Here is a 17,222-nt window from a genome sequence, read left to right on the forward strand (position 1 = left end):
TTTATGTGTTACCCCCCCCGCCGCCCGCCATGTGCCCGGGGCCGAAATGCTCCCCCCCCTCAAACAGTTCCGAAGTTTAGGCCGAAAAAAAGGGCGATTCTCTGTCTGCTCGCGAGAGTCCGCGAGCGAAAAATCAGCCGGCGTTCTCCAGTGCCACCAGAGCGGCGGCGACGGCGAAGAACTTGTTGGCGCCCAGCTGGCGCACGGTCTTGATGTTGAACGCTTCCTCAAGGTGTTTGGCGTCGGCGTCGGTCACGCCGGCCAGCGCCGCGGGCGACGCATCCAGGATTTCCTTGAGGCTCTTCTCCTCATAGGCCTTGTCGAGCGATTTGGCCAGATCAACCGAGACTGCCATCGGGTTTCTCCCTAGGGTCGTTTGCTACAGATCGTCGAACGGGCGCCACCGTAGCCGGGCAACCTGGACATCGCCTGCCAGTTTCCTGGCAGGGTCACTACTCGGGTGTGTAACCGAACGGCAGCAGCACGCTCTTGGCCTGGCAGTACGCCTCGATGCCCTCCGGGCCGTTCTCCCGGCCGATGCCTGAATTCTTGTATCCGCCGAACGGCGCGCCCGGGTCGAAGGCGTACATGTTCACGCCGTAGGTGCCCGTGCGGATCTTGCTGGCGATCTCCATCGCCTTCGGGATGTTCGTCGTGTACACGCTGCCTGCCAGCCCGTAGACCGAGTCGTTGGCGATGCGGATGGCGTCCTCCTCGGTGTCGAACGGGATCACCACCAGCACCGGACCGAAGATCTCCTCCTGGGCGATGGTCATCGCGTTGTCGACGTCGGCGAACACCGTCGGCTGCACGAACCAGCCCGAATCCAGGCCCTCCGGCCTGCCGCCGCCCGTGACGATACGAGCGCCTTCCTCGACACCCTTCTGGATGTAGCCCTCGACCCGGTCGCGCTGCTTCTCGCTGATCAGCGGGCCGATCATGGCTGCCGGGTCGTCCGGCAGGCCGACCTTCATGGCCGCCACGCCCGCGGACACCTTCTCGACGACCTCGTCGTAACGCGACCGCGGTGCCAGGATGCGGGTTTGCCCCACGCAGGCCTGCCCGCAGTTCATGAGGCCAGAGAAGATGAGCATCGGCAGCGTCGAGTCCAGGTCGGCATCCTCCAGGATGATGGCCGCGGACTTGCCGCCGAGTTCCAGCGTGCACGGCTTGAGCCGTTCGGCGGCGACCTTGCCGATCTCCTTCCCGACGGCGCTGGAGCCGGTGAAGGTGAACTTGTCGATCTCGGGATTGGCGATCAGCGCGCGGCCGGTGTCCGGGCCACCCGGGACGACAGACAGCACGCCTTCGGGCAGTCCGGCCTCGGCGAACGCCCGGGCCATCGCGAAGACCGACAGCGGCGTCTCGGCGGCCGGCTTCAGCACGACCGTACAACCGGCCAGTAGCGCCGGGCCGAGCTTGTTGGCGGCCAAGAAGAACGGGACGTTCCAGGCCGCGACCGCGGCGACGACGCCGATCGGTTCCCGGGTCACCAGGGTCTGGCCGTAGATGCCGTCGCGGATCTCGCTCCAGCTGAATTTGTCGACCGCAGACGTGGCGTAGTAGTTGAACGACGACATCGCCGCGCCGTACTGCATCATGTCGACGATGCTGGCGGGCTGACCGGTCTCGGCGGCCAGCAGGAACTTCAGTTCGTCGGCGCGCTCTTCCAGGATCTTCACCGCGCGAGCGAGGATCGCGGCCCGCTCGGCCGGTTTCATCGTGGGCCAAGGGCCCTCGTCGAACGCGGTGCGGGCAGCGGCGCATGCGGCGTCCACATCGGCCTGGGTGGCCAGCGGTACCTTGCCGACCAGCTCACCGGTGGCGGGGGAGTGCACCTCGATCACCTCGGCCGTGGCCGGCTCGACCCACTGGCCGCCGATGAACAGCTTGTCCCACTCGGTCTGAAACGCGGTCGCGGATGAGCTCTGTGTCATGGAGGTCACATTACCCAGTTTCGGGAAAAACGAGAACATGTTCCAATCGGTGGATTCTCAGGGCTGCAGAACCAGCACCAGATTGCTCACCAGAAACTCTCGCAGCCGCGGTACCGACGTCATCCACCAGGCCCATCGTGGGTGGTAGCGGGGGAATGCGGCGACCAACGCCCCTGTGCTGGCCGCCCACTGCAGCCCGTCGGCGGCGGATACTGCGAACAACGACGACCCGTAGTCGTTCTTGGGCCGGTGGCCGTGTTTGCGGGTGTACCTCTCCGCGGCACGGGCCCCGCCGAGATAGTGCGTCAGCCCCATCTCGTGACCACCGAATGGACCGAGCCACACCGTGTAGGACAGCACCACCAACCCGCCCGGCCGGGTCACCCGCAGCATCTCGTTGCCCAACAGCCACGGTTGCGGCACATGCTCGGCCACATTGGAGGACAGGCAGATGTCCACGCTGCCGTCGGCGAAGGGCAGCGCCATCCCGGACGCACGCACGAACACACCGCCGTCGGCGTCCCCCGCGGGACCAGCATGCATTTCGCGGGGATCGGGTTCGACGCCGACGTAGTGCATCCTCGCGGCGTCGAACGCGGAGGCGAAGTAACCGGGCCCACCGCCGACGTCGACCACGGTCCGTCCTGCAGCGAGCTCACCGGTGCAACCGGTCCACAGATCGGTGACCATCGCGACCGTGTCCTCGGCCAGTGCGCCGTAGAACCTGGCCGGGTCGCTCTGCTCGAAGCGGAACTCGCTGAGCAGACGTACCGAGCGCCGCAGGCCGGCCCGGCGGGCAAAGAGTGCGGTGGGCTGCACCCGCCCAAACTACTCACCGGTACGCTCGACACGATGTCTGACCGTCCTGTCCGTTCTGTGCTCCTGCTGTGCTGGCGGGACACCGGACACCCACAAGGCGGTGGCAGCGAGGCCTACGTGCAGCGCATCGGCGCATACCTGGCCGCCCACGGTGTCGACGTCACATTGCGCACCGCCCGCTACCCGGGTGCGCCGCGCAACGAGGTCGTCGACGGCGTGCGGATCAGCCGCGCCGGCGGCCCCTACACGGTGTACATCTGGGCGGGATTGGCGATGGTGCTGGCGCGTATCGGTCTGGGACCGCTGCGACGGGTCCGGCCCGACGTCGTCGTCGATACCCAGAACGGCCTGCCGTTCCTGGCCCGCCTGGCCTTCGGCCGCCGGGTGGCGGTGCTGGTACACCACTGCCACCGCGAGCTGTGGCCGGTCGCGGGGCCGGTGATGGGCCGGATCGGGTGGTTCGTCGAATCGCGGCTGTCGCCGCGGCTGCACCGCCGCAATCAGTACGTCACGGTGTCGCTGCCCTCGGCGCGCGACCTCAACGAACTCGGTGTGGATTCCGGCCGAATTGCTGTGGTGCGCAACGGTCTTGACGAGGCTCCCGCGCAGAGTCTGGAATTGCCCCGCTCGGCCACCCCGCGCGTGGTGGTGTTGTCGCGGCTGGTGCCGCACAAGCAGATCGAGGATGCGCTGGAGGCGGTCGCGACCCTGCGGGCCGACATCCCGGACCTGCACCTGGACATCCTCGGCGGGGGCTGGTGGCAGCAGCGGCTGGTCGAGCATGCCGAGTTGCTCGGTATCGCCGACGCCGTGACATTCCACGGCCATGTCGATGACATGACCAAACACCTTGTGCTGCAACAGAGTTGGGTACACGTGCTGCCGTCCCGCAAAGAGGGCTGGGGACTTGCGGTGACCGAAGCGGCCCAGCACGGCGTGCCGACCATCGGCTACCGGGCCTCGGGCGGGCTGACCGACTCGATCGTCGACGGGGTGACCGGGTTGCTGGTCGAGGATCGGGACGGCCTGGTCGCCGGGCTCGGCCAGTTGCTCAGCGACGGTGTGCTGCGCGTGCAGCTGGGCAGCAAGGCGCAGGCCCGCAGCGACGAATTCTCCTGGGCGCAGAGCGCCGACGCGATGCGCACGGTGCTCGAGTCGGTGCACGACGGGCGCTACATCAACGGCCTGGTGTAGTCGGCGTCTACCCGAACGCCACGGCGGGGTAATCCGGCGGCGATGTCCGCTGGACGGCAGCCGTAGATGACGCACGCAATGCCCTCGGGTACCGGTGTCGGGCATCAGGGTTTGACCGCTTCGATCAGGTCGTGCGGGAGAGCGTGGCGCACTGCGCCGGTGGGGTGCAATCCCGCATCGGCCAGCAGGGCGGTGAGTTCGTCGGCCGAACGTTGCCGGCCACCATCGGTCAGGGCCAGCATCAACAGATCGGCGAAGGGCGCCAAAGGACTTGGTGTAGCGGGCTGTTGGAGGACCTCGACGAGGACGAGCCGGCCCCCGCTGGGCATGGCCGCGGCCACGGTGCTCAGGATCTTGCGGCAGTGTTCGTCGTCCCAATCGTGCAGGACGTCCTTGAGCAGGTAGACGTCGGCCGTTGCGGGGATCGTGCCGAACATGTCGCCAACCACCGCATCGATCCGGTCGGCGAGTCCGCGTGTCCGCAAGAAGGTGTGGGCTCGGGCGATGACGTCCGGGCTTTCGACGAGCACGCCGCGTAAACCGGTGGATGAGCTGACGATCTCCGCCACGAGCGTGCCGACACCGCCTGCGACATCACAGACCACGCCGTGATCCGGCCACGGGTATGCGGCGGCGATGATGTCGGCGCTGAGGGTGGTGCCCCGGCGCATCGCTTCGTCGAACACGCGGGCATCGGCGGGGTGCGTGTCGAACCAGTCCCATATCGACATGCCGTGCACGGCCACAAACGCGCTTCGGCCGGTTCGCACGGTGTCGGCCAAACCCGTCCACGCCTGGGTTTGCACGCGCGACCCGTGGGCCATGACCCATTCCCGCATCGAGTGCGGATGGTCCGAGCTCAGCCGCCGCCCGGTGCGGGTCAGCGTCACGGTCCCCCTGCGGCGGTTCATCCGGCACAACCCGCAGGTCGATGCGGTCCGCAGCAGGCGGTGGGTGGCGTCGGCGTCGGTGCCGAGCCGCGCGGCGATCTGCGCCGCGGTGTACGCACGGTCACCGACGACGTCGGCGATGCCCAGTTCGGCGAAAGCCGTCGCGACCTGGGTGACGCCCGTGCACGTGCTGATGTCGTTGACGGCGACCTCCGGCGGTACCAGGGCATCGGCGATCTGCTTGAGTCGTCGGCGAGCGGCCAGCATGGTCAGGACGACGCGGCGGGGAGGGAGTGCCATGGGATTGACCACCTGTCTGTTCTCGGGAATGTGACTGATGTCGAGTTCAGGATCGGGGGCTGCGGCGCAGAGATCGTCGGTCAAAGGACGTAAATCTCGGCCATCTGCGTCGTAGCTGGCGGCGCAATGTACGACCATGTGCCGATGTTTCTCGACGCCGACCTGGCACAAGCTGGTTAGCATGAGCGAGATTGACCCGCTGAACTGGAGCGATCCGGGTGTGACTGAGCTTGTGCCGACAGGAACGGTGACGCTGTTGCTGGCCGACGTCGAGGGTTCGACGCAGTTGTGGCAGACCCGTCCTCAGGACATGACCGCCGCGTTTGCGCAATTGGACACGACGCTCGCCGACTTGGTGGAAGCGCACCGCGGTGTGCGTCCGATCGAGCAGGGCGAGGGCGACAGCTTCGTGGTCGCATTCAATCGTGCGTCGGACGCCGTTGCCTGTGCGTTGGCGTTGCAGCGGGCACCGTTGTCGCCGATCCGGCTTCGGATCGGCATCCACACCGGTGAGGTACAGCTGCGGGACGAGGGTAATTACATCGGCCCGACGATCAACAGAACTGGGCGACTGCGGGACCTCGCGCATGGCGGCCAGACCGTCCTGTCGGCCACCACATCCGATCTGGTCGCCGAGCGGCTTCCTCACGATGCCTGGTTGGCCGACCTCGGCATACACCGCGTACGCGACCTGCCCCGCCCGGAGTGCGTCACGCAACTGTGCCATCCCGATCTGCACAACGATTTCCCTCCGCTGCGGACCGGGGAAGCGCTTGGGGCGCAGCATCTTCCGGCGCCGATGACGACTTTCGTCGGCCGCGAGGTGCAGATGGCCGAGGTGCGGGGTCTGGTCGGGCGGGACCGGCTGGTCACCCTGACGGGAGCGGGTGGCATCGGTAAGACCCGCTTGGCGGTACGGATCGCGACTCAGATGACGGCCGAGTTCGGCGACGGCGTGTGGTACGTCGATCTGGCGCCGATCAACGACCCGGCGCTGGTACCCGTTGCCGCCGCCCGTGCACTGGATCTACCCGACCAACCTGGTCGCACCTCGACCGACACCGCCATGAGCTTCATCGGTGATCGACACATGTTGATCGTGCTGGACAACTGCGAACATCTTCTCGATGCGGCCGCTGTGCTGACGACCACGCTGCTCGGAAGATGTTCTGCCTTGACAGTTTTGGCAACCAGTCGGGAGCCGCTGGGGGTACCGGGTGAGGCAGTATGGCGGGTGCCTCCGCTGTCGCTGGCCGATGAGGCGATCGAGTTGTTCGCCGACCGTGCTCGGCACGTCCGCAGTGATTTCGCCATTTCCGCCGACAGCGCCGACCTGGTGCAGGAGATCTGCCGTCGACTCGACGGTATGCCGTTGGCTCTCGAACTGGCGGCGGCGCGAGTGCGGGCCTTGTCGCTGCGCGATATTCGCGACAGCCTCCACGACCGCTTCCGTCTCCTCACCGGTGGCGCACGCAGTGCTGTGCGCCGTCAGCAGACCCTGCGCGCCTCCGTCGACTGGTCACATGCCCTGCTGACGGAACCCGAGCGCGTCATGTTCCGGCGACTTGCGGTGTTCTTCGGTGGGTTCGACCTACCGGCCGCCCAGGCTGTCGCCGGCGCCGGCGATCTTCACCGGCACCAGATCCTCGACCTGCTGACACTGCTCATCGACAAGTCTCTCGTGGTGGCCGAAAACTCTGGGGGCCACACGCGATACCGACTGATGGAAACCATCCGGCAGTATGCCCAGGAAAAGCTCGGCGAATCCGGCGAGGCGGACCAGGTCCGGGACCGCCACCGCGACTACTACACGGGCACGGTGGAATCGTTGGACGCGGCGATCTCGGCCGCGCACCAGCGGCCGGTCGAGCAAGCCGAAACCGAGATCGACAATCTACGAGCTGCTTTCGCGTGGAGTCGCGAGAACGGTGACACCGAGTCCGCCATGCTGCTGGTGTGCTCCCTGCAGCCGTTGTGGCTGTCCCGCGGGCGCATCATGGAGGGCCTGTCGTGGTTCGGCGCAGTCCACGACGATGCCGGCCACCCCGCGGTCGAGGTCAGCGCGGCGGCCCGTGCGCGTGCATTCGCCGACCAAGGGGTGCTCATGGCGGTGATCTCCGCACCCAACGACCCGGTGCAGCTCGGACACGCGTTGCGCACCGCGCGAGAGGTCGGCGAACCTGGCCTGCTGCTGCGGGTACTCCTCGCCTGCGGAGGCACCGCTGTCTTCGATTCGGACGTGGCGCGCCCGTACCTCACCGAGGCGCTCGCCCTGGCCCGCGCGTCAGGCGACGTGTGGAGGTTGAGCCAAGTCTTGTGGTGGCAGGCTTTCGTGGCGATCATCGCAGGCGAACCACATGCAGCACTCGAAGCCGGCGCCGAGGGGTTTCGGCTCGCCGATGAGATCGGAGACCAGTTCATTTCCCGGATGTGCCGGTTCTGGGGGATCGGCACAGCCCTCCTTGAGCAAGGGGATCTCGCCGCAGCGGCGGAACAGTTTCGCGGACTGCTCGCCGAGGCCGAGACGGCGCGTGATCCGTTCGGTCAGCTCGCCGCACTGACCCACCTTGCCCATACGTTGGCGCACTCAGGCGACATCGACGCGGCACAGGCGGCGGCTGCCCGCGCCGTCAAACTCGGCGGCGAATTCGGCGGATTCGTCGAGGGTCTCGGCTATTCGCAGCTGGCCCGCGCAGCGTTGGCCGCGGGCGACGTCGCGGCGGCCACCGAAGCCAGTGAGCTGGCCTGCCAACGGATGCGCGATATTCGAATTCCGGGGGCCAATGTGAACCCGATCGCCGAAATTGCCTTCGCCCGTGGTGATCTCAGCGCCGCGAGACGCAACGGAGATGAAACAGTGGCGCTGACGCGGGGCGTAAACCAGGCAGTCGCGTTGGTGGTCCGCGCTCGTGTGGCCCGTGCCCAGGGCGAACCCGGTCAGGCTGAACGCGACGCCCATCAGGCGCTCGCCGTCGCCATGACCGTCGACGCCCACCCGACGACACCGGAAGCCTTGGAGTGTCTGGCCGCCCTGGCCTGCGATGCGGAAAGCCACCGTGAAGCCGCCAGACTCTTCGCTGCCGCGGATACGCTGCGGCACGCTATGGGCGGGGTTCGGTTGAGCGTTTACGACGACGACCATCGGGCAGCGATTGCCGCGGTTCGTAACGCCTTGACCGACAACGAATTTGAGACTGCGTGGGCCGAGGGGGCGGCATTGTCCGCTGGTGAGGCGATCGCCTACGCGCAACGTGGCCGTGGCGAGCGTAAACGCCCGAGCAGCGGCTGGGAGTCGTTGACCCCGACGGAACGCGAGGTCGTTCGGCTCGTCAGCCAAGGACTCGGCAACAAGGACATCGCGACTCGGCTGTTCATCTCCCCGCGCACCGTGGCGACCCACCTCACCCATATCTACGCCAAACTCGGGCTCACCTCACGCGTACAACTCGCCCAGGAAGCCGCTCGCCACGCCGATCGTCGGTGTCGATGATCCACTCACCGGGACGGCGGACCCGTCGCGCGGTCAACCGTCCCTACCGTCAGCTGACTTCACAGGCGATGGTGCTGGATGCGTTCGGCGGGCCCGAGGTGGGCGAAGGCGTGACTGGTCTGTCCGTCGGTGATCGCGTGCTCACGGCGTCCAACACGGGCCGCGGGGAGCGCGGCACTCACGCCGAGACGTGACTTCCGACCGGGAACGCGTGGTCAGGTTGCCCGACTCGGTCCGGCTCGCCGAGGCTGCGGCGATGCCGACGGCCGGCTGCACCTGCTGGGAGGCGCTGTTCGACGTAGACCCGGGGCAGCTGGGCACGCAACAGGTCGCCGGGCACCCGAAATCACGGTGAGCTGGGCTAAGGCCGCCGACGCGCTGCGCGCACGGTCTGCGCCGCCAGCCCTACCCCTGCGCCGATCAACAACCCCAGCCACACCAGGTGCGCGACGATCAGCAGACCGCGATGCGTCGCCGCGGGCGCCGAGCCGCCGATCCGCTGTACCGCGACGTCGCCGTCGGTTTCCCGGACCACCCAGCCGACCCCGGCGTCGGCCAGCTGCTGCGGTGACGCACCCGAGAGCAGCATGTCCTGCACGGCGCGGGCGCGGGCGCCCTCGCCCGGCACGGTGTGCCCGCCGATCGACAGGTCACCCGTGCTGAGCACATCGGCCCGCACCCAGCGCGGCAGCGGGTCGAGCACCGGAGCCGGCCCCGACCAGGAGAATTGCCGCATCATGTCGGGCGGCAGCACCGCCACCGGCCGCGGATCGGCGTTGATCTGCGCGGCCGCGGCAGCCCAGCCGGCCGGATAGTGCACGGCCCGCATCTGGCCACCCAAACCCCACGCCAGATCGGGCAGCACGGCGATCAACGCCACGCAGCACACCGCGGCCGTCGCGGACGCGGGCAGCCGGCGGTGCAGGGTCAGCGGGGCAGCCGCGGCCGCAAGCGTGTACCCGGGCATCGCCAGGGCCACCCACTTCTGCCCGTCGCGCAGCACTCCCAGCCCCGGAATGGCCCGCACCGCGCTCTCCACGAACGCCAGGCCCGGCCCGGTGGCCAGCAACGCCGGGCCGATCACCGCGACGGCGGCCAGGACCAGCAACGGCAGCGTCATGCGTCTGGCAGGCGCACGCAACACGACCGGCAGGCCCGCCGCCACCACGCCGAGCAGCACCACCGTGGCCAGCACCGCGAACAGCGAGGCTCGCGAAGCCGGGGTGGCCGCACTGTTCCAGATACCACCGAGGCCGGCCAGGCTGCCGAGGGTGCCGAGCCCGGGTTCGGCCCGCGCGGCGAACGCGTGAATCCCGGCCGACGACTCCGCTGCCGACGCGTTCACGGCGCCGCCGAGCAGCGCGGCCGTCAACCAGGGCAGCGCGGCCAGCACGGCGGCGAGAAAGCCCACCGCAGCGACCCGGACGCGACCCCAGCCGTCGCCGGGCACCGCCACACAGGTCAGCGCCACCAGCAGGGCCAGCAAAAGGCCCGTCGGCGTCAGCCCGGCCACGGCGATCCAGAACGCCAGTGCGAAGGGCGATCCACAGCCCGTGCGCAACCGCACGACGGCGGTCGCCACCCAGGGCAGGCAGCCGTAACCGACCAGCAGACTCCAGTGGCCCTGCAGCAACCGCTCGGCGACGTAGGGATTCCACACGGCCAGCGTCGCGGCGATGAACTGCCCGGGCAGTCCGGCGGCCAGCACCTCGGCGGCCAGCCGGGCCGCGCCCCAACCGGCCAGCCACAGCCCGCCCACCAGCAGCAGCTTGACCACCACGCCGCCATCGAGCACCGCCGAGGTCACCGCGATGAAGAAGTCCTGCGGAAGCGCTCGCGGCGCGGCTTCGGACAGGCCGAGCGCGGCGTCGGTCAGATACGAGCGCGGTGTCGAGACCGCGTCGCGCAGCAGCAGGTAGCCGGGTCCCAGGACCGGCGCCGTCACCAGCAGCGACAGCACCAGCGCGTAGGCCGGCAGCCAGAACCGGGAGGAAATCAGACCGGTCGGTCCGGTGGCAGGTCAGAGGGACGCTGCGCGGGCAGCTTTTCGGTCTTGGCTTCCGCTCCAGGCACTTGGATGCCCTGGGTGTCGAAGAAGCCGTGGTCGGCGGTGTCGAGGCCCGGGTCGATCAGCGTCGACTCGGCGCGCAGCGCGAACGAGGCCAGAAGCGCTCCGCCGATCAGTGTCACCAGGCCCAGCGCGGTGAACGTGATGGGCAGGACGCGCGACCACAGCGACACCCGGTCGCGTTCGTCGCGGGCGGAGGCCACCTGCGACTCGATGGTGCTCTCGTTGGAGGTCACCTTGTAGTCGACGTAGGTGACCTCGGGTTTCAGCGGATCACGGGCGTAGTACTGATAACCGTGGTCGGTGGCCTTGACGATGGTGCCCGAGACCGGATCCACCCAGAACGTCCGCTGCGCCGCGTAGTAGCGGTTCATCGTGATCTCTTCGTCCGGCTCGCCCGGTACACCCCATACCGAGGCCCGCGCCTTCACGGTGCTGTCGACGTCATCCTCGTACAGCGAGGCGTACTTCACCGGCTCGACCAGCTTGCCGTCGGCGTCGTAGCCCACGTTCTGCGTGAACCGGTAGGTGGTCAGCCCGTTGACGTCTTCTTCGCCGTCGTAGTTCGCGTCGAACGGCTTCTGGGCGATCGGGTCGAACATCTGGTAGGTCTTTTTCTCCGTGTCGAACGGGAACCGGTAGGTCAGACCCTCGTGCGGCAGCGCCACGCTGGTGGGCGGCTTCTGGTCTTCCATGCCGCGGGGCTTCTGCACAGAGCCGCCCGGGTTGTTGTCCGACGACACCGCCAGCGCCGTGCTCCGGTTCATGGTGACGGTGTCGACCATCGCCAACAACAGACCGGTGTCTTGCTGGCGATCGGTCCGCCGCAGTGACGTGCCCACCTGCAGTGTCACCACCTCGGCGTTGGACGGCGATTCCACGCTCATCTGCTGTTGCATCGCCACCGGCACGTTGCGGTCCACCGAGAACTTCTCGGCCGACAACGACGCCGGGTCGAACGCGGTCCCGGTGCCCTCGCTGACCAGCGTGGTGTCCAGGTTGAGCGGGATCTTGGCGATCTTGCCCTTGGTATAGGTCGTCAGCAGCAGGGCGGCGATCAACAGGGCGGCACCCAGCCCCATCAATCCGCATGCCGCGATACGCAGCGCCACAGCGCGGTTCAAACCGGGCCTCCTTTGGTGTGGGCCAACTTGTCCTCAGGGCAAACCCGTTCGACCCTAACAGCACTATTTAAGGCCATCACTTACGACAAGGGCATCCTGTGGTGGCACTTCACCGTCCGTTTGGTGTGTTTGCGTCGTCCCGGCACACTGGTCGTCGTGGCGACCCGGCAATCGGACCCGAACTCCGAGGTCGGCGGGACGAGGAGCTTCCTGCCGGCAGTCGAGGGCATGCGTGCCTGCGCGGCCATGGGCGTCGTGCTGACCCACGTCGCGTTCCAGACCGGCCACACCGGCGGCGGCTTCTTCGGGCGGATCTTCGGCAGGTTCGACCTGGCCGTGGCGGTGTTCTTCGCGCTGTCGGGCTTCCTGCTGTGGCGCGGTCACGCTGCCGCTGCCCGCGGACTGCGCCCGCGGCCGCCGACGGGGCACTACCTGCGATCGCGGGTGGCGCGCATCATGCCGGGATACGTGGTGGCCGTCGTGGTGATCCTGCTGCTGCTCCCCGAGGCGAAGGCCGACTTCACGGTATGGCTGGCCAATCTCACGCTGACGCAGATCTACGTTCCGCTGACCCTGACCGCCGGGCTGACCCAGATGTGGAGTCTGTCGGTCGAGGTCACCTTCTACCTGGCGCTGCCGTTCCTGGCGCTGCTGGCTCGCCGGCTGCCGGTACGAGCCCGCATCGGGGTGATCACCGCGGTGGCCGTGCTGAGCCTGGCGTGGGTGTGGATCCCGTTCGACGGGAGCACCGGGCAGAACCCGTGGAACTGGCCGCCGGCGTTCTTCTCGTGGTTCGCCGGCGGGATGGTGCTGGCCGAGCTGACGGTCACCCCGTTCGGCCGGGCGCACCGGCTGGGCCGCAACCGACTGCTGATGGGGTTGGTCGCGCTGGTGGCGTTCGCGATCGGGGCGTCACCCATGGCAGGGATGGACGGGTTGCGCCCGGGGTCGGTTACGCAGGTGACGCTGAAGACGGCGATGGGCGCGGTGCTCGCCGCTGCGCTGCTGGCGCCGCTGGTACTCGACCGGCCCGACACCCCGCACCGGATCCTCGGCAGCCGCGTGATGGTCACCCTGGGCCGCTGGTCCTACGGCTTGTTCGTGTGGCACCTGGCTGCGCTGGCGATGGTGTTCCCGATGATCGGGGAATTCCTGTTCAACGGTGGCATGCCTGCGGTTCTGGTGCTGACGCTGGTGTTCGGTTTTGCCTTGGCCGCAGTCAGTTACGCCCTGGTCGAGTCACCATGCCGGGAGGCGTTCCGGCGCTGGGAGTATCGCCATCAGCGTCCGGTGCCGCCGCTGGACAGCTCGATCACCGACGAACCCGAGCCAGAACCCGAGCCGCAGCCCGCGCTGCGCTGAGGGCGCCGTCGGGCGGCCGTGCCTACTCGTTGACCAGGTAGGGGTTCGGCGTCGCGGCCCAGATCCGTTCTGCCGCGCGGCTGTCCTTGTCCTGCAACGCTTTCAGGAGTTTGTTGTGCAGGGCCAGCGCATGATGGGAAATTCCGTCGGTGACATCGGGCTGCTCGCGCAGCTGGGTCCTGACGGCGCTGCGCAACTCGCTGTAGAGGTCGACCAGCAGCACGTTCTTGGTGGCCGCCGCGATCTGCATGTGGAATGCGTAGTCGGCTTCGACGAACGCTTCCGGATCGTCGTGCTGCGCTGCGACCTCGCAGGCCTGCGCCGCTTCCTGCAGTTGTAGGAGATCTTTCTCGGAGCGGTTCCGCGCGGCCAGACCGGCAACCGACATCTCGAACGCGCGCCGCACATCGAACAGCTCGGCAATGCTCGCGCGCCTGATCTTGTCCGTCAGAGTGTCGCCCGCGCCGGGTGTCGCCGAGACGTATGTGCCGTCGCCGACCTGCACCCGCAGCACGCCGCTGTGTACGAGGGCCCGTACGGCTTCGCGCACCGTTGACCGCCCGACCCCGAAGCGTTCCATGAGGACTGGTTCCGGGGGTAGTCGGTCGCCCACCTTCAACTCACCGTTGGTGATCGCGGTCTGGAGCTCGCTGATGATCTGGTCGGCCAGTCGCAGCCGGCTCACCCGATTGACGTTGGGTAGGACCGAATCGGCCTTGCCGCCACCTTGTTTGGCGCGAGACACCACTGGCGGGCCCTCCATGAATTGGGGTGATGGTCTGACGTTTCCCTGTGGACGATACAACACCGCCTGCCCCGCTGCGGATCTCCGGGTGGGGATTGACAACGGAGCGACCACGAGTCAATGATCAGACGTCTGCTGATCTGATGGATATGGAGGAGCGAGGATGGCAAAGCGAGTCATCGTTGTCGGGGCGGGCAACGCTGCGTTGGTGGCGGCGCTGGCTGCGTCGGACGCCGGTGCGGACGTCACCGTGCTGGAGAAGGCGCCGCAGGACCAGCGCGGCGGCAACACGCGATACACGGCGGGCCTGGTGAGGTTCGCCTTTGACGAATTGTCCACCGTGGACGAGCTTTTGGGTAGCAACGCGGCAACCAGTGGTGCGGTGACGGTCGAGCCCTATACGGCCGAAACGTTCACCAGCGCGATCATGCAGACGTCCAGGGGCGAGGCGGACGCGGATCTCACCGACTGGCTGGTTTCGGAGAGCCAGGATGTCTTGCGCTGGATGAAGGACCATGGCATCGATTTCGAGTTCGCCCAATACCTGACCACGGCCGAGGGCGGCAAGACCGTCTACCGCAACGGGCTGGTGCTGCAGTCCGCAGGCGGCGGCGAAGGCCTCACCGCGATGGAGTTCGCGGCCGTCGAACGGGCCGGATGTGAAATCCGTTACGGCACTGCGGCAATCGATCTGATCAGAGACGACATCGGTGGGGTCGTCGGCGTCCGGATCCGCAACGATGCCGGATACACCGAAGACCTCTACGGTGAGGTGATCCTGGGCTGTGGCGGGTTCGAGGCCAATCCGGAGATGCGGACCAGGTATCTGGGCCCGGAATGGAACCTCGTGAAAGTGCGTGGCGTCCCGTACAACACGGGCGAATTGCTCGACGCGGCCTTGCGCGCAGGCGCCGCCACGTACGGGCACTGGGCCGATTGCCACGCCGCGCCGATCGACGTGAACTCGCCCAAGCAGGGGACTCTCGAAACGGGTGAACGGACCAACCGGACAAGCTTTCTGTTCGGCATAGCCGTCAACGAACAGGCCGAGCGGTTCATCGATGAGGGTCGGGACTGGGCGCCGCAGAACTACGTCGCCGTCGGTAAGGCGGTCCTCAAGCAGCCCAACGGCATTGGGTACCAGTTGTTCGACGACAAGGTTGCTGAACTCCTGGACCCACGTTATGGCGACGCAACGGTGTACCAGGCCGACAGCCTGCCGGAGCTAGCCCGGCGGGCCGGGCTCGACCCGGAGAAGTTCGCGCGGACGGTCCGTGAGTACAACGCAGCGGTCGATGACCTCGTCGCCTTCGACAGTACCGTCAAAGACGGTAAGGCGACGCGCGGGATCGATCCGCCAAAGAGCAACTGGGCGCAGCGAATCGATACGCCGCCGTACCGGCTGTACCCGTTCACCGGCGGCATCACCTTCACGTTCGGTGGCCTGCGGATCGACCGCGGGGCACGGGTTCTCGACGCGGGAACCGGGACGCCGATACCGGGCTTGTACGCGATCGGGGAAATGACCGGGGGATTCTTCTATCACAGTTACCCGGCGGGCTCGGGTCTGGTCTGTGGCTCGGTCACCGGCCGGGCGGCGGGCGCCGCAGCAGCTGCAGCGGCGCTGCGCGGAGTGACGGCCGCGGCAGTCTCTTAGGAGAGCTGCCCCGCACCCCTCCTCTCGGGGCAGCGACATGTCCACGCGCCGGATCCGCGTGGAGGCGGAGCCTTGCCGTCGACTTGAAACTGGCGACGGCAAGGCTCCGTGCTGTCTACGAAAAGCTCATAGGCGCAACGGAATTCGTCGAAATCGGAATGGCAAAACCGATTGACAGACATCAGACCATCTGATGATATTCCTCTGGTCCGGCCCCAGTGGCACACATCACAGAAGGAGCGCACAGGTCATGGACGAAACGCTCGTGAGTCAAAGACACGGCATCACCCGCAAGACGCCGATGCACGCCGCGCTGGCCAGCCTCGCCGGCACCGTGGTCGAGTGGTACGACTTCTTCATCTATTCGACGGCCGCCGCCTTGGTGTTCGGTCACCTGTTCTTCCCGAAGGCCAGCCCGACGGCAGGCCTGATGGCGTCCTTCGCGACCTTCGCGGTGGGCTACCTGGCGCGGCCACTCGGCGGCGTGATCTTCGGCCATTTCGGAGACCGGATCGGCCGCAAGCGCACCCTGGTCGTCACGTTGTCCATGATGGGCGGCGCGACCTTTCTGATCGGAGTGCTCCCGACCTACACCTCGATCGGAGTCTGGGCGCCCGCCCTGTTGGTCGTCCTCCGGTTCATCCAGGGCCTTGGGCTTGGTGGCGAATGGGGCGGCGCGGTATTGCTGGCCGTCGAACACGCCCCGTCCGGAAAACGCGGTCTCAACGGAAGCTTCCCGCAGATCGGAGCGCCGGTCGGGCTGTTACTGGCCACCGGAACCTTCGCGCTGCTGGGCGGACTGCCAGAGGATCAGTTCACGGCATGGGGATGGCGCGTGCCCTTCCTCTTCAGCGTCGTCCTGATCCTCCTCGGGTTGCTGATCAGAACCAGAATCGCCGAGACCCCGTCGTTTCAACGCGTCAAGCAAAATGACGAGGTGGCACGGATGCCCATCGTCGAGGTGCTGCGCACCCAGAAGCGAGAGGTGCTGCAGGCGCTGGGCATGCGTTGGGCCGAGAACATCTCGTTCTACGTCTTTGCGACACTGTTGATCAGTTACGCGACAAAGGAAGTGGGTTTCTCCCGCACCACGGCGCTCGTCGCCGTCACGGTCGCAGGCGGCTTCGGTATCGTCGCTCTGCCCTTCTTCGCCGCACTCTCGGATCGGGTCGGTCGACGCAGCGTCTACATCGGCGGCGCGATTGGCGTTGCAGCGGTGATCTTTCCGTTCTTCTGGCTGGTGCAGACCGGCCACCCCGGATTGCTGTGTGTCGCCGCGGTGCTGATGGCCACGCCGTGGGCAGCCATGTACGGACCGCAGGCAGGGTTCTTCGCTGAGATGTTCAGCGCCCGACACCGCTACAGCGGGATGTCGCTCGGCAGCCAGCTTGCTTCGACATTCGCAGGTGGTCCGACGCCGCTGATCGCCACCGCACTCATGGCAGCCGCCGGTGGATCGCCATGGCCTGTCTGCGTTTACGTCATCGCAACGGCGGCTGTGACGTTGTTCGCGGCAGCCTCGACCCGGGAAACCTATCGAGACGACAACGGATTCAGTGGCGTCAGATCTCCGGTTCAGGCGCGGAACAGCTAGTGGTAGGCCATTATTCGCACGTGACGAGATAGTGAGGAGCAC

General features: G+C 67.3%; 14 protein-coding genes. 7 read left to right on the forward strand and 7 right to left on the reverse strand.

Annotated features, from left to right (window positions below; translation table 11 throughout):
* Positions 1–133 precede the first annotated feature (133 nt).
* The 3 genes from BST13_RS29640 to BST13_RS29650 all read right to left on the reverse strand — a co-directional run bounded on the left by BST13_RS29640 (position 134) and on the right by BST13_RS29650 (position 2,756).
* On the reverse strand, positions 134–355 hold the full coding sequence (locus BST13_RS29640; RefSeq protein WP_062832312.1) for a hypothetical protein: 222 nt from the start codon (positions 353–355) through the stop codon (positions 134–136).
* A 97-nt stretch (positions 356–452) separates the two neighbouring features.
* The gene (locus BST13_RS29645) at positions 453–1,937 is read right to left on the reverse strand and encodes an aldehyde dehydrogenase (RefSeq protein ID WP_083168657.1); all 1,485 of its coding nucleotides are present in this window, start codon (positions 1,935–1,937) and stop codon (positions 453–455) included.
* A gap of 57 nt (positions 1,938–1,994) precedes the next feature.
* The gene (locus BST13_RS29650; RefSeq protein WP_083168597.1) at positions 1,995–2,756 is read right to left on the reverse strand and encodes a class I SAM-dependent methyltransferase; all 762 of its coding nucleotides are present in this window, start codon (positions 2,754–2,756) and stop codon (positions 1,995–1,997) included.
* Between the two features lie 33 nt (positions 2,757–2,789).
* Here BST13_RS29650 and BST13_RS29655 point away from each other — a divergent pair, with 33 nt between their 5' ends.
* A complete protein-coding gene (locus BST13_RS29655) occupies positions 2,790–3,950 on the forward strand; it encodes a glycosyltransferase family 4 protein (RefSeq protein WP_083168598.1) in 1,161 nt (386 codons plus the stop codon).
* A 104-nt stretch (positions 3,951–4,054) separates the two neighbouring features.
* On the opposite strand, the gene BST13_RS29660 is transcribed toward BST13_RS29655, so the two are convergent.
* Positions 4,055–5,224, reverse strand: a complete 1,170-nt coding sequence (locus tag BST13_RS29660; RefSeq protein ID WP_158087213.1) for a methyltransferase — start codon at positions 5,222–5,224, stop codon at positions 4,055–4,057.
* A gap of 97 nt (positions 5,225–5,321) precedes the next feature.
* Here BST13_RS29660 and BST13_RS29665 point away from each other — a divergent pair, with 97 nt between their 5' ends.
* The 3 genes from BST13_RS29665 to BST13_RS39520 are packed head-to-tail and all read left to right on the forward strand — an operon-like array spanning position 5,322 to position 8,985.
* Complete coding sequence (locus tag BST13_RS29665) at positions 5,322–8,630, forward strand: LuxR family transcriptional regulator (protein ID WP_083168601.1); 3,309 nt, start codon at positions 5,322–5,324, stop codon at positions 8,628–8,630.
* Positions 8,627–8,824: a hypothetical protein gene (locus BST13_RS39515; protein WP_211296210.1), complete on the forward strand. Its 198-nt coding sequence runs from the start codon at positions 8,627–8,629 to the stop codon at positions 8,822–8,824. The genes BST13_RS29665 and BST13_RS39515 overlap by 4 nt, the downstream gene beginning before the upstream one ends.
* Positions 8,821–8,985, forward strand: coding sequence for a hypothetical protein (locus tag BST13_RS39520; RefSeq protein ID WP_211296211.1), 165 nt, complete (start codon positions 8,821–8,823; stop codon positions 8,983–8,985). Before BST13_RS39515 ends, BST13_RS39520 begins: the two co-directional genes overlap by 4 nt.
* 6 nt (positions 8,986–8,991) lie before the next feature.
* On the opposite strand, the gene BST13_RS29675 is transcribed toward BST13_RS39520, so the two are convergent.
* Positions 8,992–10,608 carry an MmpA family trehalose lipid delivery protein gene (locus BST13_RS29675; protein WP_211296214.1) on the reverse strand — a complete coding sequence of 539 codons (1,617 nt, stop codon included), beginning with the start codon at positions 10,606–10,608 and terminating at the stop codon, positions 8,992–8,994.
* A 17-nt stretch (positions 10,609–10,625) separates the two neighbouring features.
* Positions 10,626–11,822, reverse strand: coding sequence for a cell envelope lipid trafficking protein PgfA (gene pgfA / locus BST13_RS29680; RefSeq protein WP_083168603.1), 1,197 nt, complete (start codon positions 11,820–11,822; stop codon positions 10,626–10,628).
* A gap of 228 nt (positions 11,823–12,050) precedes the next feature.
* Between pgfA and BST13_RS29685 the strand changes: the two genes are divergently transcribed.
* On the forward strand, positions 12,051–13,184 hold the full coding sequence (locus BST13_RS29685; protein WP_083168660.1) for an acyltransferase family protein: 1,134 nt from the start codon (positions 12,051–12,053) through the stop codon (positions 13,182–13,184).
* Between the two features lie 22 nt (positions 13,185–13,206).
* Here BST13_RS29685 and BST13_RS40220 read toward each other — a convergent pair whose 3' ends face one another.
* On the reverse strand, positions 13,207–13,947 hold the full coding sequence (locus BST13_RS40220; protein ID WP_083168604.1) for a FadR/GntR family transcriptional regulator: 741 nt from the start codon (positions 13,945–13,947) through the stop codon (positions 13,207–13,209).
* Between the two features lie 145 nt (positions 13,948–14,092).
* Between BST13_RS40220 and tcuA the strand changes: the two genes are divergently transcribed.
* Together tcuA and BST13_RS29700 are read left to right on the forward strand one after the other, a co-directional pair.
* Entirely contained in the window at positions 14,093–15,586 is a 1,494-nt protein-coding gene (tcuA, locus tag BST13_RS29695) for an FAD-dependent tricarballylate dehydrogenase TcuA (RefSeq protein WP_083168606.1), read from the forward strand.
* 250 nt (positions 15,587–15,836) lie between these two features.
* A complete protein-coding gene (locus BST13_RS29700; RefSeq protein ID WP_083168607.1) occupies positions 15,837–17,180 on the forward strand; it encodes an MFS transporter in 1,344 nt (447 codons plus the stop codon).
* The last annotated feature ends 42 nt before the right edge of the window (positions 17,181–17,222 follow it).

Origin of the sequence: Mycobacterium aquaticum (assembly GCF_002086485.1) — a bacterium.
GTDB classification, from domain to species: domain Bacteria; phylum Actinomycetota; class Actinomycetes; order Mycobacteriales; family Mycobacteriaceae; genus Mycobacterium; species Mycobacterium aquaticum.